General features: G+C 37.0%; 24 protein-coding genes. 5 read left to right on the top strand and 19 right to left on the bottom strand.

Annotation, left to right across the window (positions count from 1 at the left end; all coding sequences use genetic code 11):
- Nucleotides 1–108: 108 nt before the first annotated feature.
- The 19 genes from dnaB to H3R21_RS05340 all read right to left on the bottom strand — a co-directional run bounded on the left by dnaB (nt 109) and on the right by H3R21_RS05340 (nt 20,024).
- Nucleotides 109–1,494: a replicative DNA helicase gene (gene dnaB / locus H3R21_RS05430; RefSeq protein WP_198183606.1), complete on the bottom strand. Its 1,386-nt coding sequence runs from the start codon at nt 1,492–1,494 to the stop codon at nt 109–111.
- Between the two features lie 38 nt (nt 1,495–1,532).
- Nucleotides 1,533–1,988 carry a 50S ribosomal protein L9 gene (gene rplI, locus H3R21_RS05425; protein ID WP_046305720.1) on the bottom strand — a complete coding sequence of 152 codons (456 nt, stop codon included), beginning with the start codon at nt 1,986–1,988 and terminating at the stop codon, nt 1,533–1,535.
- A 14-nt stretch (nt 1,989–2,002) separates the two neighbouring features.
- A complete protein-coding gene (locus tag H3R21_RS05420) occupies nt 2,003–4,024 on the bottom strand; it encodes a DHH family phosphoesterase (RefSeq protein WP_198183604.1) in 2,022 nt (673 codons plus the stop codon).
- Between the two features lie 193 nt (nt 4,025–4,217).
- Entirely contained in the window at nt 4,218–4,619 is a 402-nt protein-coding gene (locus H3R21_RS05415) for a PTS sugar transporter subunit IIA (protein WP_052726708.1), read from the bottom strand.
- 20 nt (nt 4,620–4,639) lie between these two features.
- On the bottom strand, nt 4,640–5,461 hold the full coding sequence (locus H3R21_RS05410; RefSeq protein WP_052726706.1) for a PTS system mannose/fructose/sorbose family transporter subunit IID: 822 nt from the start codon (nt 5,459–5,461) through the stop codon (nt 4,640–4,642).
- Nucleotides 5,445–6,233 carry a PTS sugar transporter subunit IIC gene (locus H3R21_RS05405; protein WP_198183602.1) on the bottom strand — a complete coding sequence of 263 codons (789 nt, stop codon included), beginning with the start codon at nt 6,231–6,233 and terminating at the stop codon, nt 5,445–5,447. The genes H3R21_RS05410 and H3R21_RS05405 overlap by 17 nt, the downstream gene beginning before the upstream one ends.
- A gap of 11 nt (nt 6,234–6,244) precedes the next feature.
- Nucleotides 6,245–6,730, bottom strand: coding sequence for a PTS sugar transporter subunit IIB (locus tag H3R21_RS05400; protein ID WP_046305704.1), 486 nt, complete (start codon nt 6,728–6,730; stop codon nt 6,245–6,247).
- A 163-nt stretch (nt 6,731–6,893) separates the two neighbouring features.
- Complete coding sequence (locus tag H3R21_RS05395; protein WP_198183600.1) at nt 6,894–7,862, bottom strand: SIS domain-containing protein; 969 nt, start codon at nt 7,860–7,862, stop codon at nt 6,894–6,896.
- 206 nt (nt 7,863–8,068) lie between these two features.
- The gene (locus H3R21_RS05390; protein ID WP_046305700.1) at nt 8,069–8,785 is read right to left on the bottom strand and encodes a GntR family transcriptional regulator; all 717 of its coding nucleotides are present in this window, start codon (nt 8,783–8,785) and stop codon (nt 8,069–8,071) included.
- Between the two features lie 347 nt (nt 8,786–9,132).
- A complete protein-coding gene (gene rpsR / locus H3R21_RS05385; protein ID WP_046305698.1) occupies nt 9,133–9,372 on the bottom strand; it encodes a 30S ribosomal protein S18 in 240 nt (79 codons plus the stop codon).
- 22 nt (nt 9,373–9,394) lie between these two features.
- Complete coding sequence (gene ssb / locus H3R21_RS05380; RefSeq protein WP_046305696.1) at nt 9,395–9,916, bottom strand: single-stranded DNA-binding protein; 522 nt, start codon at nt 9,914–9,916, stop codon at nt 9,395–9,397.
- A 52-nt stretch (nt 9,917–9,968) separates the two neighbouring features.
- On the bottom strand, nt 9,969–10,262 hold the full coding sequence (rpsF, locus tag H3R21_RS05375) for a 30S ribosomal protein S6 (RefSeq protein WP_046305694.1): 294 nt from the start codon (nt 10,260–10,262) through the stop codon (nt 9,969–9,971).
- A 200-nt stretch (nt 10,263–10,462) separates the two neighbouring features.
- Nucleotides 10,463–12,958, bottom strand: a complete 2,496-nt coding sequence (gene gyrA, locus H3R21_RS05370) for a DNA gyrase subunit A (RefSeq protein WP_198183598.1) — start codon at nt 12,956–12,958, stop codon at nt 10,463–10,465.
- Between the two features lie 9 nt (nt 12,959–12,967).
- Nucleotides 12,968–14,932 carry a DNA topoisomerase (ATP-hydrolyzing) subunit B gene (gene gyrB / locus H3R21_RS05365; RefSeq protein WP_046305690.1) on the bottom strand — a complete coding sequence of 655 codons (1,965 nt, stop codon included), beginning with the start codon at nt 14,930–14,932 and terminating at the stop codon, nt 12,968–12,970.
- Nucleotides 14,916–16,061 carry a DNA replication/repair protein RecF gene (gene recF / locus H3R21_RS05360; protein WP_198183596.1) on the bottom strand — a complete coding sequence of 382 codons (1,146 nt, stop codon included), beginning with the start codon at nt 16,059–16,061 and terminating at the stop codon, nt 14,916–14,918. The genes gyrB and recF overlap by 17 nt, the downstream gene beginning before the upstream one ends.
- Before the next feature lie 5 nt (nt 16,062–16,066).
- Nucleotides 16,067–16,288, bottom strand: a complete 222-nt coding sequence (gene yaaA, locus H3R21_RS05355; RefSeq protein WP_074426251.1) for a S4 domain-containing protein YaaA — start codon at nt 16,286–16,288, stop codon at nt 16,067–16,069.
- Nucleotides 16,289–16,504: 216 nt separating this feature from the next.
- Nucleotides 16,505–17,635, bottom strand: coding sequence for a DNA polymerase III subunit beta (dnaN, locus tag H3R21_RS05350; RefSeq protein ID WP_198183594.1), 1,131 nt, complete (start codon nt 17,633–17,635; stop codon nt 16,505–16,507).
- Nucleotides 17,636–17,810: 175 nt separating this feature from the next.
- Entirely contained in the window at nt 17,811–19,178 is a 1,368-nt protein-coding gene (dnaA, locus tag H3R21_RS05345; protein ID WP_198183592.1) for a chromosomal replication initiator protein DnaA, read from the bottom strand.
- Nucleotides 19,179–19,754: 576 nt separating this feature from the next.
- Nucleotides 19,755–20,024, bottom strand: a complete 270-nt coding sequence (locus H3R21_RS05340) for an HTH domain-containing protein (protein ID WP_232352329.1) — start codon at nt 20,022–20,024, stop codon at nt 19,755–19,757.
- A gap of 161 nt (nt 20,025–20,185) precedes the next feature.
- Between H3R21_RS05340 and H3R21_RS07570 the strand changes: the two genes are divergently transcribed.
- The 5 genes from H3R21_RS07570 to mnmE all read left to right on the top strand — a co-directional run bounded on the left by H3R21_RS07570 (nt 20,186) and on the right by mnmE (nt 23,522).
- A complete protein-coding gene (locus H3R21_RS07570; protein WP_370628107.1) occupies nt 20,186–20,401 on the top strand; it encodes a DUF3923 family protein in 216 nt (71 codons plus the stop codon).
- A gap of 199 nt (nt 20,402–20,600) precedes the next feature.
- Entirely contained in the window at nt 20,601–20,741 is a 141-nt protein-coding gene (gene rpmH, locus H3R21_RS05330; RefSeq protein WP_003549412.1) for a 50S ribosomal protein L34, read from the top strand.
- 52 nt (nt 20,742–20,793) lie between these two features.
- On the top strand, nt 20,794–21,162 hold the full coding sequence (rnpA, locus tag H3R21_RS05325) for a ribonuclease P protein component (RefSeq protein WP_198183588.1): 369 nt from the start codon (nt 20,794–20,796) through the stop codon (nt 21,160–21,162).
- 1 nt (nt 21,163) lies between these two features.
- Nucleotides 21,164–22,030: a membrane protein insertase YidC gene (locus H3R21_RS05320; RefSeq protein WP_198183586.1), complete on the top strand. Its 867-nt coding sequence runs from the start codon at nt 21,164–21,166 to the stop codon at nt 22,028–22,030.
- A 106-nt stretch (nt 22,031–22,136) separates the two neighbouring features.
- Nucleotides 22,137–23,522, top strand: coding sequence for a tRNA uridine-5-carboxymethylaminomethyl(34) synthesis GTPase MnmE (mnmE, locus tag H3R21_RS05315; protein ID WP_198183584.1), 1,386 nt, complete (start codon nt 22,137–22,139; stop codon nt 23,520–23,522).
- The last annotated feature ends 6 nt before the right edge of the window (nt 23,523–23,528 follow it).

Here is a 23,528-nt window from a genome sequence, read left to right as displayed (position 1 = left end):
TTCATAGTACAAGCTTCGCTGTTTAAAGTCACACAATAAGCTTTATTTTTTGCTAACAAAAAAGCCATGAACTATTGATGAATAGTTCATGGCTTATATTATTCAATACTATCCCGGTTGATCATGACTATAATCCAAGTTGGAAAAGCGATTATAAGGCTTGGAGAACATCAATTTAATCGTGCCACGACTACCTGACCGGTTTTTCTCAATGATTACTTCAACTTCACCATTGTCATCCTCGGCTCCGACTTCTTCATGATCTTCACTACTGCCTTCCTCATTTTCTTCTCGGTAATAATCATCCCGGTATAAAAATGAAACAATATCGGCATCCTGCTCAATAGATCCAGATTCACGAATATCTGATAAAACAGGCCTTTTATCCTGACGCTGTTCAACAGAACGTGATAATTGCGATAGTGCAATTACAGGAACGTGCAATTCTTTAGCCAATTTTTTCAATTGACGTGAAATTGCAGAAACTTCTTGTTGACGCGATTCACTACGCGGTCCTTCAATTAACTGTAAGTAGTCAATTACAATTAAGCCAAGATTTCCTTTTTCTTTGGCAAGACGGCGTGCTTGTGCCCTAATTTCACTCATCTTAATTCCGGGTGTATCGTCAATGTAGATGCTGGCATTAGCCAGTGAACCAGAAGCAACAATTAACTTGCGCCATTCTTCTTCATCAAGCTGCCCCGTTCTCAGGTGCTGCGAATTAATCAATCCTTCTGAAGCAAGCATTCTCTGTACCAGCTGTTCGCCGCTCATTTCTAGTGAAAAGACGGCAACCGTTTTATCAGTATGAAGGCCGACGTATTGTGCCACGTTCATTGCAAAAGCAGTTTTACCAACACCCGGCCGAGCGGCAAGAATAATTAGCTCATCAGCGTGAAAACCTGTTGTCATTTTATCTAGCTCAATAAAGCCTGTGGGCAAGCCCGTAACCATCGACCCATCTTCAGGAATATTATTAATTTCCTCAATTGCAGCATTAACAATGTCCTTGATTTCCCGAAAACCATTTGCGTTGTTTTCGGAAGAGACATTCATAATCTCGCTTTCAGCGTCATCTAAAATATCAGTGACATCATCCGAATCCTGCATTGCGTTAGAAATAATCTTTTGACTGGCAGAAATCAAGCGCCGCAAGAGGGCCTTTCGATGCACAATTTTGGCATAGTAGCTAACGTGTGCTGCTGTTGGGGTTGCAATTGCTAGTTCTGAAACATAAGCAATCCCACCAATATCATCTAGTTGATTTTTCTTTGTTAATTCATCCTGCAAGGTTAACGGATCAATTGCATCACCGCGATCCGAAAGATCCAGCATTGCCTGAAAGATTAGCTGATTTGCTTTTTTATAAAAATCATTCGGCTGAACTTCAGAGCTTGCATCCGCAATTGCATCAGGATCAATAAAAATTGCACCTAAAACAGCTTTTTCAGCTTCATCATCATGCGGTATTTGTTGTGAGACAATATTATCCATTAATCATGACCACTTCTTTAATTAATTTAACGAGTGCTTTAGTCTTGTTCTGTGATGTGAACGCGAATTTTGCCTTCTACGCCTTTAAAAAGTTTAACGGGTACATTTGTGTAGCCTAAAGTTTTAATCGGCTCAGGAAGGACTAATTTGCGTTTGTCGACCTTAACACCAAATTGTTGTTCTAAGCCTTCAACAATTTTCTTGCTAGAAATTGAACCGAATAAACGTGAATCAGCACCAGCTTTTGACTTAAAATTAACGACAGTTTCGTCTTTATCAAGAACAGCCTTAACCTTTTCAGCTTCAGCCTTTTCACTTTCGTAAGCAGCTTTTTCATTGGCTTCAACGCGTTCTAAAGTATGCATATTGGCTTTATTAGCTGCCTTAGCTAAGCCGCGCTTTAATAAAAAGTTTTGAGCATAGCCATCTGGAACATCTTTAACTTCTCCGCGTTTTCCACGGCCTTTGACGTCTTTAGTAAAAATAACTTTCATTTTTCTGCTCTCCTTTATTCATTTTCTTTCTCATAAGTATCAACTGCACCGAGTAACTTTTCAAGTGCTTCTTGTACAGTGACATTTTTAATTTGTGTTGCCGCATTGGACAAGTGTCCCCCGCCACCTAATTTTTCCATGATTACTTGTACATTAATGTCGCCCATTGAACGTGCAGAAATACCAATCATGTCTTTGGCACGGCGAGTTATCGCAAAACTAGCTTCAACATTTTCTAAGTCTAATGCAGTATCAGCTGCTTGTGCCGTAATGATTGGATCAACAATTTTGTTATCATCCCCGCACAAAACAGCCATTTTTGGTCCAATCATTTTTAGACTGCTGACTAGCCGTGTCCGCTGCAAGAAACTATCAATGTCTTCTTTCAATAATTCACTTACACCAACTGAACTAGCTCCAATTGAGCGTAAATAACTCGCAGCATCAAAGGTTCTTGTACCTGTACGTAGCGAAAATTCACGTGAATCAACCGTAATTCCCGCAAGCATTGCAGTTGCTTCAATATCAGTCAATACTCGCTGGCCGGAATTAGGCTGTTGGTATTCTACCATTTCAGTGACCAGTTCACAGGCAGATGAAGCATACGGCTCAACATAAGTTAACATTGGATTTTCAGGAAATTCTTCGCCGCGACGGTGGTGATCAATAACAATAATCCGGTTCCTTAAGCGATCATATAGCTCTTTTGAATATGTAATTGAGTATTTTGAGTGATCAACCATAACTAGCATAGATTTGTCGGTCAGGCTTTCTAAGGCTGTTTCTGGTGAAATAAACATTTCTTGATCATCTTGGGTTTGTTGCATTTTGGCAACTAGCCGACCCACATCATAATTAGTTTTATTAACATCTAGAACAAAATTAGCTTTGACATCATGTAGACGCGCAATTTTAACAACGCCGATTCCACTACCAACAGAGTCCATATCTGGGTTAGCATGTCCCACAACGAAAACCCGATCAGCCTCCTTGAAAAGCTCACTAATTGCCTGGGAAACCATCCGTGCTCTGACCCTAGTCCGCTTCTCCATTGGATTTGACTTGCCACCATAGAATTTAGCGGCACTACCTGGCTGACTCAAAACTACCTGGTCACCACCACGGCCAAGAGCTAAATCAAGGTTTGACTGTGCCTGATCGGCTAGCTCGGTTATTAAGCTACTACCATAAGCAATCCCGATTGATAAGGTCAACGGGGTATTGTTACGACTAGTTTCTAAGCGCAATTTGTCAAGAACTGAAAACTTGTCTTGTTCCATTTGCGTCAAATCCTGCGTATGTAGTAAAAGCAAGAAATGATCTTCATCAATTCGCTTGAGGTAGGCATGATATTTTTTAGCATAATCACTTAGTGTATTTTGCACATAAGAGCTTGTGGTTGTCAGCTCTTGATCATGCATCGTTTCACTTAATTCATCGTAGTTATCAATAAAAATCTGTCCAACTGCCAGCAATTCGTTATTATATTTTTGCTCAATTTTGGCGTAGCGTGTTATGTCTAATAAATAAATAACCCCAAGATTGTCTTGAACAACCATTTCAAATTGGTGATTATCCCAATTAACAACTTGGTTTTCTGCAGTTTTGGCTTTTAAAGAATCATCGATTAATTTGTCTAAATCTGGATCAACCGACTTAATCGTATGTCCAATTAAGTCATCATCTTTTAAATAAAGCTGTAAATAGGGATTTACCCACTGAATCTGCCTGTCTTTGTCATAAAGCAAAATTCCAAGCGGCATTTTAATCATTGCCTCTTGTTCACTACGCTTAATTCGATAGGACAAACTGACAGCAAAGTTATTAGCATTACCAGCAAGGATATAAGCGCCATAAACGATGCAGACAACAGTTAGGATAAAAATCACTACCATCGCCAGTCCAAACAGCGGATTCATGATCATTGCCACGATACTGCCCAAAAAAGACAAGGCGAGGATAATCACAACCGCGGCCGTTAAGCGCGAATCTTTAATAAAAGCAGGAAATTCAAGCTTACGTAAAAAATCTTTCATGTAAGATCCTTCCTAAATTAATGTATAGTACATCAGTATTATTATACCTTGGTTTTACTTAATAAGAAACCTTTGCCTCATTCTTCTAGATGATTGCATATAGCAAAATATTAGGAAAGGTAGCTAATTTTTCACAAACATAAATAAAAAAGTCCCAAAAGCATCCATGCTCTTGGGACTTTTCACTTTTTAATTAAAACTCATCATCTGAAGAATTTTCATACTTTGCTTCAACAAACTTTATACCTTCTTTAGCATCTTGAGTAAGATTAGGTGTAGTTGAAACAAGCTCTCCATTAACATAACTAATTATCATTGGTAAATTCATTCCAGTGTAAAGTGCAAATTTATTTTTTGCAGAAAGCAGTGATTTATAAGCAACATTATATGGAGTTCCCCCAAGAATATCAGTAAATACAACAAAACTTTCTAGACTACTAACTAAATTTAAAAAACGTTTTTGAAAATGTTCGGGACTCTCACCCTCTTTTAGGTCAATTGTATGTATATTTTTTTGTGGGCCAAGAATCATCTCAGCACTTTCTTTAATACCCTTACAAAATGAACCATGACTAAGTAAAACTAAATCCGTCAAATACAACCTCCCAATTTCATTTATGCTGATAAAATATGTAACCATGTACCAAAGATACTGAAAGCAACTATAGCAACTAAAATCCAGGAAACCTTCCATTTCTTTCTAATCATCCATAAAACTATCAAAGTAGCCACTAAAGGCAGCATTGATGGCACAATTTGGTTTAACGTACTGACTAAAGAAACTGCTGATTTTCCTGTACCAATTTTTATTGGTGAATTAACAACCACATAGCTTGGAATCATTGCACCTACAACCATCATTCCCAAAATAGCTGCTTTATTAGAAATATTTTGAATTATATTTGAATCACTCACTCGTTGAATAAATTTGGTGCCTTGTTCATAACCAATTTTCAAACCAAACCATCTTACAGCAATAGTTACGATGTTATATGAGGCCATAAATAAAATAGGTCCCAAAATATTTCCTGCTTGACACAGAGCCAAAGCAATACCCATACAAATGACTCTCCATGTTGTTAAAAACATTGAGTCTCCAATTGCCGATAAAGGCCCCATGAGACTTACCTTAACGTTGTTAATAATATCAGGATCAAAATCAGGATTTGCTTTATTCTCTTCCTCCATAGCAATAGATGTTCCAAGAACTAACGGTAACAAGACATTAGTAATATTAAAAAATTGCATATGTCTTTGTAGAGCTTGTGCTTTACCATTTTTATCGTCTTTATAAATTACCCGTAGCGACGGAACCATACTAAAAGCATATCCAGTAGCTTCTTGACGTGTTAATTCCCAAGGAGCATTAGCTGCAAATGATCGCCAAAATGTTGACCATAGAGCCTTACGCATCTCTTTATTAGAAGTTTTCATCATCTTCCACTACTCCCTTCTTAACTAATTCCATTTGTTGGTTTATATTCTTTTCGTTATAGTACAAAACCATAACGATGACTAAGCCAAAAATTGCAATTCCGATAATCGGAATTTTCAAATAAGCAGTTAAAGCAAATCCAAGAATCATGTATGGAACAATATCTTTACGGAGCATCTGTTGAATTAGTAGGGCAAATCCAAAAGCAGGTAACAATCCACTAGCAACAACCAAACCTTCTTGAACAAATTCGGGAATAATACTAATTATCTCCTTAGAAAATCCTGTTCCAAAGTAATAGGCCAACATAATAAACAGAACTGATGGCAGAAAGTTAACAGCAGTACCACCCCAAAAGGCCATTAAACTTAATTTTCGATCTTCAGCTTTTTCAGCATATTCATCCATTTTGTTAACATACATCGGTGCTACAAAAATATACATAACATTTTGTACAATCAACACTAACATAGATAATGGTAATCCAAACGTTAGAGCTGCTGAGATTCCTTTTCCTGTAGATAATGCAAAAGTCGTCCCTAAAACAGAAGCAGACACCATATCTTGCGGGGTAGAAATACCAACTTCAACAACACCAATATATGCTAGTTCCATTGCTGCGCCAATTTTAATTGCCTCTGGCACATTACCTAAAACTACACCTACTAATGGTGCTAAAGCAATTGGCCGAAATATCATGGATGCTCCAGTTAGAAAGTATTCACTATAACCAATCAAAGCTACTAATCCAATTAAAAGTGTTTTTACAAGCATTTTTTCTCCCTCTATTCCGTAGAAAGATCATTTTCTTTAACTACTTTTATAGGCGAAGTCGACACTTGTTGCACTTCAACTTTAACGCCTTGCATAATAAGTTTATTTAATTGTTTTTCATCTTCTGCACTTACATTAATAGATGGAGCTAAAATCCTAGTTTTACTGGTTTCTTTTGTGCCTCCCAAATTAAGAGTTTCAGGTTTATGATTCATTTTACTTATGATTCTAAATGCATCATTAATGCTTTCAACTATAATCATTAATTTGTATTTATCTGTTATTCCACTATTCAAAGATTCAATACTACGCTCAATACTTTGCATTACCAACTTACTACCAGAAGGTTTTGCCATTTTAATCGATGCTTTTCTAATAGGGTCTTTGGGAACATCATCATTAGCAATTAAGATACAATCTGCACTCACTGCTCCATACCAAGAAACTGCAACCTGTCCATGAAGTAGTCGATGATCCACTCGAAAAAGTTTTATCATAATTTTCAGTTACTCCTTTCGTATCGGTAACTTCCATATTTACAGCGATCGCTAAATCTTATTCTTATTTGCTAATTTGACATTTCAAAATACTAGATACATAACACAAACCAATCATTAATTGCTCAATTTATAATGGTTCTAAAGCGATCGTTTTATTTTTTTAATATTCAACCTTACCCATATATCTTCTTACATCTAAGGAATGATTGCGGAGATCAGCAAGTTTTGCACGATACTCACACAAAACTGAATAGAATAAAATAGGGTTGAAGTATTCAGCAACACTACTATCAATAAGATCTAAACCTAATTCTTTTGCATCGACTATCTCTATCTTATTACCATACTTCTTCAAGAATTTGATTGCTCTTTCGTCTAATGGACGAGTTCTTCCTATACTTTCCATTACAATATAAGGCTTATCCTTATCTGTCACTTCAAAAGGTCCATGGAAGTATTCACCAGAATGAATTGGAGAAGCATCAAGCCATTGCATTTCCATTAAACTGCAAATGGCAAAGCCATATGTATGACCAAATGAAGCCCCACTGCCTAAAATGTAAAACATTGGTTCATTTTGATATTTCTTTGCAAATTCTTTTGTGCGATCTTGTACCTGAGCCAACGCATTTGTAACTATTGTATCTATTCTCTTAAATCCATCTGCAAATTCAGACAATTTACCATAGCCTTCTAATTCAGCTAGAGTTTGAGAAGTGATATCAAGCATTATAGCCATTGGATTATTTACAACTTCATCTTCATTTCCCCATTCATAAATTATCTTTTCATCTGAATACTTCAATAATTCGGCTTTTGGGTTAAAAGTTAATCCAATTGTAAATGCACCCTTTTCTTGCGCAATTTTAGCTGCTTCAACAGCTTCAGGAGTGTTCCCACTATGTGAACAAACAAAAACAATCGAGTGTGGGCCTATCTTTTTTGGTGTAACATGAACGAACTCATTTGCTGTATACCAGCCTGTAGATACCTTTTCTGCTTCAGATTGTAGGAAATAGTATGAAGGATACATATCTACCAACGAACCACCGCAAGCTGTAAAGTAAATGTTGCTAATTTTTCCATTGTTGTGCTTCATGATATTTTTTACAATTGCTTTATTTTCCATTTTTTCTCCAATCATCAACTTATAACATCATATGTTGTTATATTTTTTACATTTTGATTGTACACGCTTTCATAAATAAATGTCAACGCTTTTTTGTTATAACTTTATAGATTAATTATTTATATCTAGAAAAACCTATTAAAAAAGCAGATAGGAATTCTACTCCTATCTGCTTTTTTTATCCTAGACTAATCGACTAAATAATCTTAAACCATAAATTCATAACGATCAGTAGCTATGTACTCTGTACCCACTTGAACTACCTGTTTGTTTTTATCAAAAACTTGGTTTCGTAAATAGAATAATGGAAATCCTACGGATCGTTGTAGTAGCCTAGCTTGCTCTTTATTAGCCAACACAACACGTAAAATACTTTCTGAATCTTCTAGATTATCTATTTCATAATGATCTTTAAAAGTCTTATATAAAGATTCACTTAAATCATAATTTGTTAGCCCCTCAAATCGTGGAAGCGGGTAATAGTTACTTTCTATAACTGTTGGATCATTATCTAAATAACAAATCCGAACTGAATGAATAGCGTACTCGTTATCACATTTTAAGCTCTTACGTAGTTCTGCATCAGTTTTTACTTTTTCAAGTTTCAAAACTTTCATTTTAGGCTTGAAACCATTTTTTACTGCAGTTTTTGAAAAACTTTCAATGGAATTACTTTTTAGTAGACGTTTAACATGATGTAATTCTCTAACAAAGCTTCCTTTTCCTTGAACTTTTTCCACGATTCCATCAGCAACTAATCCATTGACTGCTTCTCTAATAGTAATTCTACTTACACCATATATCTCTTTTAGTTGCTCTTCACTAGGCAATTTTGTATCAACTGGATATATACCTGTAAGTATCTTTTCGCGTAAGTCTAGCATTACCTTTTGGTACTTAGTTCTTGCTTTATCTTTTGTCATAATACAAACTCTCAATCTAAAAACAGTAAACTTATAAATACTTAATAATTTACATGTTCATTAGTAAATTGGTAATAGTAAATAAAAGCTAAGAATAATCAAGTATTGTAGCTTCTCTATCACTTTTACCAATTATATCATTTATATTTTGCTGTTAAGTAACTAATAACTCTTACCTATGTATGTTCAGACCCTATGCGAATTTTCCTTATTAAGCACTGATTTTACTTTTAGAAACGATAGAAATATCGCACTAGTTTTCACATAATCATAAACTTAGCAATCCTAAACATAAAAAAACCTCTAGCCAAAACTTAATCCGGCTAAAGGGTTCAAAACTATTTGTTTTAGTCTTCAGTAACGAATGGCAACAAGCCCATAATGCGAGCTCTTTCGATTGCCTTAGCTACCTTACGTTGGTTCTTAGCGCTGGTGCCAGTGACACGACGTGGTAAGATTTTACCTCTTTCAGAGATAAAACGTTTCAACAGATCAACGTCCTTGTAGTCAACGTAATCAATGTGGTTGGCTGCGATAAAGTCAACCTTACGACGACGGTGGCCGCCACCTCTTCTTTGTTGAGCCATATCCTCGGTCCTTTCTTAGAAATTAGAATGGAAGATCATCATCAGAGATATCAATTGTATCACCCGAGCCAGCAAACGGATCCTGCATAGAATCTGGTTGATTACCTACTGGGTTGTTCTGATTAGATGTTCCCATATTTTGCGGATTATTGGTATTTGGATTACCAAAGTTTCCGTTGTCAGTTGGTGCAAATCCACCATTTTGACCACGGGCTTCACGATCTTTGCGTGATTCAAGCAATGCAAAGTTGTCTACGACAACTTCTGTTACATATACTCTTTGCCCATCTTTATTATCGTAACTTCTGGTTTGAATTCGGCCATCAATACCAACAAGTGAACCTTTAGATGTAAAATTACAGAAGTTTTCTGCTGATTTTCTCCAAATGACACAGCTGATAAAATCCGCACCTCTCTCACCTTGAGCGTTAGTATATTGACGATCAACGGCAAGAGTAAACGTAGCAACCGAGATTCCACTCCCAGTAGTACGTAATTCAGGATCACGTGTTAAACGGCCAACAAGTACAACTCGATTAATCATACTTCAGGTCCTTCCTTTCCTAAATCACGAAAACGATAAAGTTTTTGTTTTATTATCCAACTTTAACAGTCATTGAACGTAAAACAGCAGAGTCAATCTTAGACAAACGGTCAAACTCATTAACTGCGTCAGCGTTTTCTGCAGTGAAAGTCATAATGTGATAGATTCCCTCACGATATTTATTGATTTCATATGCGAAATGACGCTTTTCCCAGTCTTTTGACTCAACCATCGTACCACCGTTATCGGCAATAACCTTATCATAGTTTTCAACTAAAGCTTTCTTTGATTCTTCATCAATATCAGGCTTGATAATGTAAGTTATTTCATACTTAGTAGTTGTCATTACTAGTGCACCTCCTTTTGGACTAAATGGTTCTTGCTAAAAATCAAGAACAAGGAGTAATTCTTTTTTATTACTCGCAATCTCTAATTTTAGCACAAAAACAAAAAATTACCAAACTATCTTCACGTGATCCTCTGAGAATTTTCTATTCTCATAACAGTAAATACGTAAAACAGTCTGATAATTTTTATTTGTTTTTATTAATCATTTTCTTCAGTTGGTGTTTCAGTTTCTTCTGCATCGCCAACTTCTTGATCTGCTTCGGCTGGAACAACAGCAAGACTAGCTACTTTACTGTCATCGCCAACCTTAATTAAGCGAACACCAATTGTGCTACGACCAGTTTGAGAAACATTATCAACCTTGAAACGAATCATGATTCCATCATCCGTAATGACCATGATATCTTGTGTTCCATCGATTACAGTTACACCAGATAGTGGTCCATTCTTTTCCGTAACGTTAGCGGTCTTAATTCCTTTACCACCACGCCCTTTAGTTGGATATTCACTAGCTGAGGTGCGTTTACCATAACCTTTTTCAGAAATAACAAGAACTTCATCGCTATCCTTAACAACACCAGAACCAACAACATAATCATTTTCACGTAAGTTAATTCCGCGTACACCAGCAGCAGTTCGGCCCATTGAACGAACTGCTGACTCGTTGAAGCGAACAGCATAGCCTAGATGAGTTCCAATCAAGACATCTTGTTTGCCATCAGTTGTCAAAACATTGCTCAATTCATCCCCATCACGCAAGGTTAACGCAATTAAACCGCTATTTCTAATATTAGCAAATTCACTAACACTAGTGCGCTTTACTGTTCCCATCTTGGTAATGAAGAAGAGGTATTGATCATTGGCATCTTCTTCAACGTTGATAATGGTCTGAATCTTCTCACCCTTTTCAAGTTGAAGTAAGTTAACGATTGGTAAGCCCTTCGCTGTTCGACCAAATTCAGGAATTTCGTAGGCTTTCTTCGAGTAGACCTTTCCCTTATTGGTAAAGAATAAAAGCATATCGTGAGTACTTGAGTAGATCAGCTTTTCAATAAAGTCGCCGTCCTTAACACCCATTCCTTTAATGCCTTTACCACCACGGTTTTGTGTCTTAAATTCGTTAATTAACATCCGTTTGATGTAGCCGCTGTGTGTCAAAGTTAATAAAACGTCTTGTTTTTCAATTAGATCTTCATCTTCAATTGAAATAACTTCACCTTCACCAATCTTGGTCCGGCGCTCATCACCAAACCGCTTTTCAATATCAAGCAGTTCTTCATAGATGATTTCGTTAATTCGCTCTGGCTTAGCTAAGATATCCTTGTAATCGTCAATCTTAACCTTTAATTCGTTGTATTCAGCTTCAACTTTGTCACGTTCTAATCCAGTCAAACGAACCAGACGCATGTCCAAAATAGCTTGTGATTGCTTGTCATCTAAGCCGAAACGACTAATTAAGGCAGCCTTAGCAATATCACTTGATTCACTTTGACGAATAATATGAACAATTTCATCAATATGGTCAAGAGCAATCTTCAAACCTTCTAGAATATGTGCTCTTGCTTCAGCCTTAGCTAAGTCAAACTTAGTTCTGCGTGTAACAACGTCTTCTTGATGCTTCAAGTAGTATTGCAGCATCTCTTTAAGACTAAGGAAATGTGGCGCACCATCAACGATTGCTACCATGTTCATTCCGAAGTTAGCCTGCATTTGAGTCAGCTTAAATAAGTTATTCAAAATAACACTTGCACTAGCATCACGACGAACGTCGATTGTGATTCTCATCCCAGACTGGTCGGACTCATCACGAACACCGGTAATCCCGTCTATTGTCTTAGAGCGAGCTAGATCAGCAATTTTCTTAACCAATTCAGCCTTATTTACCAAGTAAGGAATTTCGGTTACAACAATTCGTTCACGACCACTTTTTTCAGTTTCAATTGTTGTATTTGCTCGAACAACAATGTTGCCGCGTCCTGTTTCATAGGCCCGGTAAATTCCACCACGGCCCATAATTGTCCCACCAGTTGGGAAATCCGGACCTGGAATTGCCTTCATCAGTTCCTTAGTTGACACATCTGGATTATCCATCAGCATATGAATGCCTTGAATAACTTCGGCAAGATTATGTGGCGGAATGTTTGTCGTCATTCCGACAGCAATTCCGCTAGTTCCGTTGACTAAAAGGTTAGGAATTCTGGCTGGTAAAACAACCGGCTCGTTTTCTTCATCATCATAGTTACGTTGCCAATCAATCGTATTTTTGTTGATATCGCGCAACATTTCAACGGCAATTTTACTCATCCGCGCCTCGGTATAACGCATTGCGGCTGGTTCATCACCGTCGACAGAACCAAAGTTGCCATGGCCATCAACCAACATATACCGGTAACTGAAGTCCTGTGCCATATGTGCCATAGCCAAGTAAATTGAGGAGTCTCCGTGCGGGTGGAACTTACCCATAACTTCTCCAACAATTCTGGCAGATTTCTTAAATGGTTTATCTGGTGTAACGCCCAGTTCGCTAATTCCATAAAGAATACGACGTTGAACTGGCTTCAAGCCATCGCGCACATCAGGCAAGGCCCGAGCCACAATAACTGACATCGCATAGTCCAAAAACGAACTGTTCATCACATTGGTCAAATCGACATTTCTAATTCTGTGATCTTGACTTTGATTGTCGTTATCCATTTAAACCTCCTAAGCATCCAAATTTTCAACATATTTAGCATTATTTTCAATAAAGCTTCGTCTTGGTGCAACTTCATTACCCATCAAAAGTTCAAAAACTTCATCAACGTTTTTGGCATATTCTGGGCTAACACGATCAAGGCGTCTATTTTCAGGATTCATTGTTGTATCCCACAACTGGTCAGCATCCATTTCGCCCAATCCTTTGTATCGTTGAACGTTCGGTTTTGGACTAGGTTGCAAACTACCTAAGTAATCGTGTAGCTCTTCATCGGTATCAAGGTACTTAATCACCTTACCCTGACGAACTTGATATAGAGGTGGACGTGCAATATAAACATAGCCTTTATCAATCATTGGACGCATGTAGTTGTAAATCAGCGTTAACAATAAAGTTCTAATATGCGCGCCATCAACATCGGCATCCGTCATGATGATTAATTTGTGATAACGAGACTTTGAAACGTCAAAATCAGCACCAAAACCTGTTCCCAAAGCAGTAAACAGTGAACGAATTTCTTCGTTAGCCAAAATCCGATCCATTGAAGCTTTTTCAACGTTTAATATTTTTCCACGAATTGGCAAGATAGCTTGCGTCAAACGAGAACGTCCCTGCTTTGCAGAACCACCAGCTGAATTACCCTCAACGATAAATAATTCTGAAATTGTTGGATCATTACTGGTGTTATCTGCTAACTTACCTGGTAAATTGGCAATTTCCAGTCCGGATTTTTTTCTTGTAACTTCACGTGCCCTTTTGGCAGCAGTTCTGGCTCTTTCAGCTAATTGCGCTTTTTCAACGATCTTGCGTCCTACCTGCGGATTTTCCATCAAAAACGAGGTGAATGTTTCTGAAAAAGCACGGTCTACAGCTGTTCTAGCATCAGAATTACCAAGCTTGGTCTTGGTTTGCCCCTCAAATTGCGGATTCGGGTGCTTAACTGAAACAATCGCTGTCATCCCTTCACGAATGTCCTCACCTGACAAGTTATCATCATTATCTTTTAACAACTTAGTCTTGTGCGCGTAGTCATTAACTACACGTGTTAAAGCGGTCTTAAAGCCCGCTTCATGCATCCCACCTTCATAGGTGTGAATATTGTTAGCAAAGGTCATTAAGGTTGTTTTATAGCCTTGTGTATATTGCAACGAAACTTCGACGTTAATGTCATTAAAGTCACCTTCAACATATATCGGTTTATCAAACAAAACCTCTGTGTCGCGATTCAAAAATGAAACATATTCTTGAATACCACCTTCATAGTGATAAACATCTGTTTCTGCACTGTCCTTACGTTTATCCGTAAAGGTTAATTTTAGACCCTTGTTTAAAAAGGCAAGTTCACGAATTCTATTCTTTAAGATTTGATCATCAAAAGACGTGGTTTCGGTGAAAATATCAGGATCTGGATAAAAATGAACAATTGTACCATGCTCTGAAAGTGGGACCGAACCAGTCATTTTCATTTCATGGTCTACGCGTCCATGATTAAAGTCGATATAGTACTTTTTGCCATCACGCATTGTTGTAACATCAAGCTTTGTAGATAAAGCGTTAACTACTGAAGCACCAACACCATGCAAACCACCAGAAACCTTATATCCGCCACCGCCGAATTTACCACCGGCATGAAGAACTGTAAAAACAGTTTCAAGCGCAGGACGACCAGTCTTCTTTTCAATATCGACTGGAATACCACGTCCATCATCTTGAACGGTAACACTACCATCTTCGTTGATGGTAACTTCGATTTTTGTCGCAAAACCTGCTAAACTTTCATCGATTCCGTTATCAATTATTTCCCAAACTAAGTGATGAAGGCCTTGAGAGCTAGTCGAGCCAATATACATACCGGGCCGTTTACGAACAGCTTCAAGTCCACCTAAGACTTGAATCTGACTGGCATCATACTTATCGGCTTCTTTTTCATATTTTTCTATTTGATTGAGGTCTTCGTTACTCTTGTCTGCCATTCATTTTCCCCTCTTCTAAATAAATCTTCCCAGATTTAATTCGGTATACCTTCGGCTTCTTGATTATTTCCCAGGAAATACCCTCAAGATCTGTTGTTGTAATAAAAGTTTGTGTCTTACCATGGATATAGTTAAGTAAGGCACTTTGGCGGCTATGATCGAGTTCGCTCATTACATCGTCAAGTAAAAGTAATGGATATTCACTAGTCAGATGGTGAACCAGTTGGATCTCAGCGAGTTTAACACTCAGAGCAATCGTACGCTGCTGCCCTTGAGACCCATATAAATGGGCATCCTTACCATCCAATTTAAATTCGATGTCATCCCGATGTGGCCCACTTAAAGTTGTCTTTTTAAGCAGTTCCATTTGCTTGTTTTTCTGAAAACTAGCAAGCAATTTTTGATAAACAGTTTCAACATCATCGTCTTCTGTTATGTCTTTAACTGAAGGTCGATAACTAATTTTAAGTTTTTCATTGCTAGAACTAATGCTCGTATAAGCGTTTTGAGCATAATTATCTAAGAAATGCAGAAATTTGAATCTGCGTACAATCACTTCTGCTGCAACACCTGCAAGTTGATCTGACAAAACATCCAAAAACAAGGTGTCATGTGCAGCCCCACTTGCTAACTGCTTCAAGTAATTGTTTTTTTGCTGTAAGACTTGCTTATATTTACCAGCAAAATACAAATATTCCGCATTAATCTGACCGAATTCTTGATCCATAAATCGGCGCCTTAACGAAGGCGCACCTTTGATTAAATCAAGATCTTCTGGTGAAAACAAAATGGCGTTTAGTTGTCCGACATATTTGGATAACTTAGCCTGTTCCACTCGATTAATCCAGACTTTTTTACCTTTTTTGCTTAGTAAAACACGCAACGAGACATCAACCTGGCTCTTGTATACATGACCAGAAATATTTGCAAAATCTTTGCCAAAAGCAATCAACTCTTTATCACTACTCGTCCTATGGGATCGTGTTAATGCTAAAAAATAGATTGCTTCAAGTAGATTAGTTTTTCCTTGTGCATTTTGCCCAATAAAAATATTGACATTAGGATCAAAATCAACATCGAGCTGTTCTAAATTGCGATAATTTTGCGCAATAAAATGCTTGAGATACATTAAAATTACCGAAACTGATATGTTTCGTGGTCAACCTCAATCTGATCGCCGGGTCTAATTTTTTTACCACGTCGATTTTCTTTTGCCCCGTTAAATAACACAGGATTATCTTGCAGATACCATTTGGCCTGACCACCAGAGGAAATAATGCTTTCCTCCTTCAAAAATTGACTAAGAGTTACATACTCACCCTTTACCTTAAATTCCTTGATAATATCCACCTTCATCACTTTAATTACTATAGTTAGTATAGGCTTTTGGGACCCAAAACACAACTTTAAACGCAATATAACGCCCTAGAAACGTTTTTTTTCAAATAAACACATCACGGCAGTTGACACCAAAAATAAAAGAACAGCCTTTTTGGCTTGTTTTTGAAAAAATGGGCAAAGAAAAAGCCATCGACCGATGACTTTTTCTTTTTATTTAGTCTAAATAATTTCTTAGAAAGTTCTAACTGGTGTAATCAGTTGGACAAAATCAATTTCGTCCTTATCTGGGTTAACAGTAAACGGACGTAATGGTTGGGTGAAGTCCATTACTACTGCATCAGTGACAGATGCACGCAAAGCGTCACGTAAATAGTCTGGGTTGAAGGAGATCTTTAAGTTATTACCTTCAAGCTTTTTGAAGCTAACATCTTCTTCAACGTTACCAATTTCAGCGGACTCACCTGACAATTTAGCAGTTTGGTTTTCAGTGTCTAGGGTTAAATCAACAACGTTATTCCGACCAGCATGTGTCAGCAAACTTGCTCGATCAAGCGCACTGGATAATTCAGACAAATCAAATTCAACTGTTGTTGTACTCTCGGTTGGAATTAAGCGTTCAGTGTCAGGGTAGCTGCCCTCAAGTAAGCGTGAATAGAATAAAATGTTGCCAATTTCAAACAGTACTTGATTTTCACCAGGACAAACTTTAATTTCTGGATCTGTTTCGCCAATAATACGAGCTAGTTCTAGCAAACTTTTTCCTGGGATAATCAAATCTGTCTTAACTTGCGGACCGTTTTCCAAAGTTAAGGCACGACTCGAGAGACGGTGCGAATCAGTTGCAACAGCATGAATTTTATCAGAACTAAAATTGAAATGAACTCCAGTTAAGACGAGGCGACTTTCTTGAGTAGCAACAGCAAACTGAGTTTCATTAATAATTTCGCGGAATGTTTTTCCAGAAATGACAAAAGAGGACTCGTCAGCAATTTCCGGTAATCTTGGATAGTTGTTTGCATCAAGACCGTTAATTATGAATTCACTATTTTCAGAAATAATTTGGGTTTGGAAACTCTCTTTTACTTCTAAAGAAAATTCCTTACCAGGTAAACGTCTAATAATTTCGCTGAAGAAACGGGCAGGTAAAACCACTGATCCAGTAGATTCGACTGTTAAGTCTTCACTGACAGGAATATGAATTTCAATTGAAATTTCAGTATCACTACCAGTTAGGATTAATTCATCTTCAGTTAGGTTAAGTTTAATTCCGCTTAATATTGGAATTGTTGCACGTGAAGAAATAGCATGCATTACATTGTTTAGATTGTCGACAAAGAGATTGCGATTTACGGTAAATTTCATTTGTTACCTCCTGAGTTTGTGTCTGTTTTATTTATATTAATTATATATATAATTAAGTAGTATTAGTAGGTCCTGTGTTTTCTGTTGAAAAACATTAACATCCCTAAAATAACGTAATCGTGACGGTTAAGAAAATGTGTACAAGAGCAAAAGTTTTCCACATTTCACTATTGAATTAGTGGTCAAGCATTTGCTTCAAATCGAACACTGCAGTCTTAATATCAGAATCAGTTTTAATTTCGCGACTGATCTTTTCGCAGGCATGCATCACAGTCGTATGATCTTTACCACCAAATTCTTGACCTATTTTAGGTAGACTTGAATCGGTTAGCTCTCGCGAAAGGTACATTGCAATTTGGCGCGGTACCACTATTTGGCGGACCCGCTTTTTTCCTTTCAACTCATAAGTTGAGGTTTGAAAATAATTGGCAACAACTTCCTGAATTTTAGAAATTTGCAATCCCTGATTCTTTTGAACTAACTTCAAATCGGCTAAAGCTTCTCGTGCTAAGTTTACATTGATGTCTTCATGTTCAATCGTTGCGTGTGCCTGGACTTTAACTAGAGATCCTTCGAGTTCTCTAATGTTGGTGTCAACCTGAGAGGCAATATAGTCAAGTGTACTGTCATCGATTGTCAGATTTTCGGCTTCAGCTTTTTTGCGTAAAATTGCAATTCGCGTCTCCAGATCAGGTGGCGTAATTTCAACTTGTAAGCCCCAGGTAAACCGTGAAACCAGCCTTTCTGATAAATCAGGAATTTCGGTTGGTAACCGGTCACTAGTCATGACAATTTGCTTTTGATCATTATATAAGGTTTCGAATGTATGGAAGAATTCTTCCTGAATACCTTCTTTTTTAGCAAAAAACTGAATATCATCAACTAGCAATAAGTCGCAGGTTCGATATTTCTCACGAAATTGATCTTGCGACTTATTTTTGATCGAATTAATGAAATCGTTGACGAAGGTTTCACTTTGAATATAAACGACTTTCGCATTTGGCCGCTCAGCTAACATTTGATGACCAATCGCTTGCATCAAGTGCGTTTTACCAAGACCAACGCCACCAAAGATAAATAACGGATTGTAAAAACTACCTGGACTATCGGCAACTGCTAAGGCAGCACCGGCAGCCAACTTGTTTCCTTCACCTTGAACAAAATTATCAAAAGTATATTTGTCGTTTAGCTTAAGGTTACGGACAAATGTATTATCGCTTGAGGGTTGAATTCTATCTTGCGTAATTTGTGCTTGAGGCTTAGGGGTTACTATCCGTTCACTACTAGTGTCGCCTTCAATTTGAAAAACAGGAATTACCTCAATATTAGCGTACCCGTATGCAGATTGAATTAACTCTGATGCTAGATTCTTTTCCCAATAACCCTTTGTTACCGGATTTTGGACGGCAATTTTTAATTCATGAGTATTTTTGTCATAAGAAATAGGCTTAGTATTTTTAAACCAAGCATTGTATGCGACCTCGTTAAAGCGTGCACGCATTTCTTCATTAAAATGTTGCCAAAATTTATTGATGTCAAACAAAATAAGTCCCTCCGATAACGTTAAGCAAAACCTATTTTACCATCTAATAAAAATGTTTTCCACAAGTGAATAATAATAATCCAAAAGTCACAAGCTGTGGATTATTTTTTAATTAAAATACACAAATTTTAGATGATGGATGCAAAAATTTTAGTAATATACAACAAATTATGTGGATATTTTTTATTGTAGTAGCAGATAATCAAGCGATTTTAGTGGCGAAATATCCACATGCTGTGAATAAGTTTTTAAACAGGTTGGGGACTGTGCATAAAGCTGTGTAAAGTTCTGTGATTGCCTTTCTGTGGATAAAAAACACAACAAAATTTTAAACAGGTAAAGTTCGTGTTATGAGAAAACTTTACCTCTGAGCAGTGAAACATTTTCGCTTTTGTCATGACATATTATTTGCAGCAAAAAGTGCGTATAAAAAGAGCATCCCAAATGAGAGTGAATTGACTTAGGATGCCGCGAAAATATAATTTTGGTCACGTGTACTGACACGAACATAACTCGAAACAAAACTATATGGTTTTAGAAAAAGTAGATTTTCACTTTTAGTGAGTTTTTCAAACTTTAATTGTTAGGTACCTTTTCAGAATTGAAATTAATATCCAAATTAAGTAGCAGACTACTTGATATTCCTAGAACCTCTTGTATTTTTACTGCAGTTTTCTCATCAACAAAAGCTTTACGATTTAAAATTTGAGAAACTTTTTCTGGATTAATGCCAAGTCGCTTTGCTAAATCATCTTCAGTAATCTTAAAGTCAGCCATAGTTTCTTTTAATAGGTCAGCGGCTGAAGATGTGTGATATGCCTGTATTTTATTATTACGATTTAACATACAATTTTCTCCTAATCTTTTGGAATTTTCTTTTATTTTACATATATTACTTAAAGGAGCTAAAGTATTATATAAAAATTTGCTAATTATTATAGGTAACTAGCATATATTGGAGTCTAGGTTATAGAAGAGGTACCAGATAAAGTTTAGGAAATGATTTAATCACGAAGCATCAATATCGTAATACCAATATTGTTCTTTCTATTCTTTTTATCTTGTTTGCGGCAATAATTTGGTTTCGAAAGACTGATGGATCAGGATTTGCTCAAACAACAAGCTTGCGTTGGGTAGCTTTAGCAGTTTTCGCAAGTTTCTTTGCATTCGTGTTAATTATCGAGATGATTATTTTTGCTATAGCGCGTAGATCAAGAAAATAAGATTTTTAATTTGAATAAATAAAAAACTTGAGCTATTTATAAGAGATTTGCCGCTAACAGCTGAAACTAAGTAGCAAATTATCCCTAAATTGGTAATTTACGACATCTTTTTTAGTTTTTCCTTGGTTTTTTACTTTAATCATGATATTCTAGATACTAAATTGTGCAGTTAGCATATTAAAAATGGAGGTGTAGTTTAATGACAACTAAAAGAACTTACCAACCTAAAAAGCGTCACCGTTCACGCGTTCATGGCTTTATGAAGCGTATGAGCACATCAAACGGCCGTAAGGTTTTGGCTAGACGCCGTGCAAAGGGTAGAAAAGTCTTATCTGCTTAAACCACTGAAATCCCAGTGGTTTTTTTAATATCAAAGAGTGGAATGAAGCGTTTTGAGAAAGTCTTATCGAGTTAAAACAGAAAATGATTTTCAACGAGTTTTTAAATCTGGTAATTCAGTAGCAAATCGGGCCTTTGTTATCTATAAAATAGAGAAGCCAGAAAATGCCCACTTTCGCGTAGGTATTTCTGTCGGTAAAAAGGTCGGTCATACGGCTGTAGTCCGGAATCGACTCAAGCGTTATATTCGCGCAGTGCTTACTGAAAACAAAGCAAGAATTGAACCGCAAATCGATTTTTTGGTGATTGCACGCCCGTATGTCCGTGATTTTAGTATGACTGAAATTCGGAAGAACCTGTTTCATGCACTCATTTTGGCTAATGTCATAGAAGAGATACCAGATAAAGTTGAGGAAGATTAGAGTGAAAGACATTTTAACTAAAAAGAATGTCAAGCGAATACTTATTGTACTTACAGTAATGATGGTCGCTGTCGTCTTAACAGGCTGTGCGACAAGTAGCAAGCCTGCACCTGTTTCGCATACTAGTGGCAATTGGTGGAATCGTTGGGTCATTTACTACATGTCAACGTTTTTACTATGGCTTGCTAAGATTATTGGCAATAATTATGGTTGGGCAATTATTATCTTTACTATTATTGTACGTATAATTGTGTACCCACTAAGTGCTATTTCAATTAAGAGTACAACTAAGATGCAAGGTATTCAGCCAGAAATTGATGCATTGCGCAAAAAATATCCTGGTAACGATACTGAATCGAGAACTTTGCTTTCACAAGAAACCAACAAGCTTTATAAAGAAGCAGGAATTAATCCTTATGCTGGTTGCTTGCCACTACTAATTCAAATGCCGGTTATGCTTGCATTGTATGGTGCGATTGCGCAAACGCCACAATTGATGACTGGTCACTTTATGTGGATGGACTTAGGTAAACCGGATCAGTACTTTATTATGCCGATTTTATCGATGGTTCTAACTTTCTTGTCGACATATATCAGTCAATTATCAACTCCGAAGGAGTCACAAAACTTCTCGTCGAAGATTATGACTTATGGTATGGCAATTATGGTTGGTGTGATGGGAATCTACTTCCAATCAGCAATTGTTTTATACTGGGTAGTTTCTAACCTCTTCCAAGTAGTACAAACGTTTATTTTACAAAACCCAATTAAATATCGTCGTGAGCAGGAAGCAAAAGCTGAAGCTGAACGCGAGCGTAAGCGTAAACTGCGTAAGACATATAAACGGTTAAAGCGTAATAAAAAGTAAATATTCAATCTAAAGTGATTTAGATAAAGTAGTCAAAGTGCTTTATACATCATGGTTTATTCATGGTGTTATAATGCGCTTTTTTTATTGAAAAGGGGAAAATATCATGGCGCAAACTTTAACAGAATTTGATACGATTGCAGCGATTTCAACTCCAATTGGTGAGGGTGGAATTTCGATTGTTAGAATGTCTGGTGAAGATGCTGTAAAAATTGCCAATCAAGTATTTAAGGGCGGCAATTTGACTAAGGCGGCAAGTCATACCATTCATTATGGACACATCATTGATCCCACAAATAAAGAAGTTATTGATGAAGTAATGGTTTCAGTTATGCTCGCACCTAAAACTTTTACACGTGAAAACATAGTTGAGATCAACTGTCATGGAGGTATTGTCGTTACCAATCGGATTTTGCAGTTACTATTAAAAACTGGTGCACGAATGGCTGATCCTGGTGAATTTACCAAGCGTGCATTTGTTAATGGACGAATTGATTTAACCCAAGCTGAAAGTGTCATGGATGTTGTCAGAGCTAAGACAGACCGAGCACGCCAAGTTGCGGAAAAACAGCTTGAAGGTGGATTGTTAGAAAAAATCCAGGGGATGCGCCAAGAAATTTTAAACGTCTTAGCAAACGTTGAGGTTAACATTGATTACCCTGAATATGATGCCGATACTGTAACGGCTAAGCAAATGATTGCGACGTCAAAGACTGTAATATCAGAAATAGATGACCTGCTTAAAACTGCTGCAGAAGGAACGGCGTTACGTAACGGCTTAGCAACTGCAATTATTGGTCAGCCTAATGTTGGTAAGTCTTCTTTGCTCAATTATCTAACTAAGAGCGATACAGCCATTGTAACGGATGTGGCGGGAACGACTCGTGATACTCTAGAAGAATATGTTTCAGTGGAAGGGGTACCACTGAAATTAATCGATACAGCTGGTATTCGCGATACCGATAATAAAGTTGAAAAAATTGGTGTTGAACGTTCCAGAAAAGCACTAACTAAGGCAGATGTGGTATTACTATTATTCGATTCAAGTAAGCCTCTAACTGCTGAAGATCATGCTTTGATTGCTGCAACTAATGATAAGAAGCGAATTGTCCTTTTGAATAAAACCGATTTAGGCCAAAAGGTAACGGTAGATGAAATCAAGCAATTGACTGGTAGTAAAGTAATTGCGATTTCAGTTCTACAGCAAGAGAATCTGGATCAATTGAAGCAAGCAATTAAAGAGCTCTTTTTCAATGGAATTGAAAATTCAAATGACCAAGTATTGGTTACTAATCAGCGTCAGTCAGGATTACTGGAAAAAGCCAAAACGCAACTCAATGAAGTAATTAAGGCACTAGAAATTGATGTTCCAATTGATATTGCACAAATAGATTTTAATGGTGCTTGGGATACTTTAGGTGAAATTACTGGAGAGAGCAGCCCTGATGAGCTGGTAAACCAGTTATTTAGTCAATTTTGTTTAGGAAAATAGGTGTAA

The sequence above is a fragment of the Lactobacillus sp. W8172 genome (assembly GCF_016102055.1).
GTDB lineage: Bacteria > Bacillota > Bacilli > Lactobacillales > Lactobacillaceae > Lactobacillus > Lactobacillus apis_A.
Note: the sequence above shows the minus strand (reverse complement) of the source record. Positions and strands in the feature narration are given on the sequence as shown.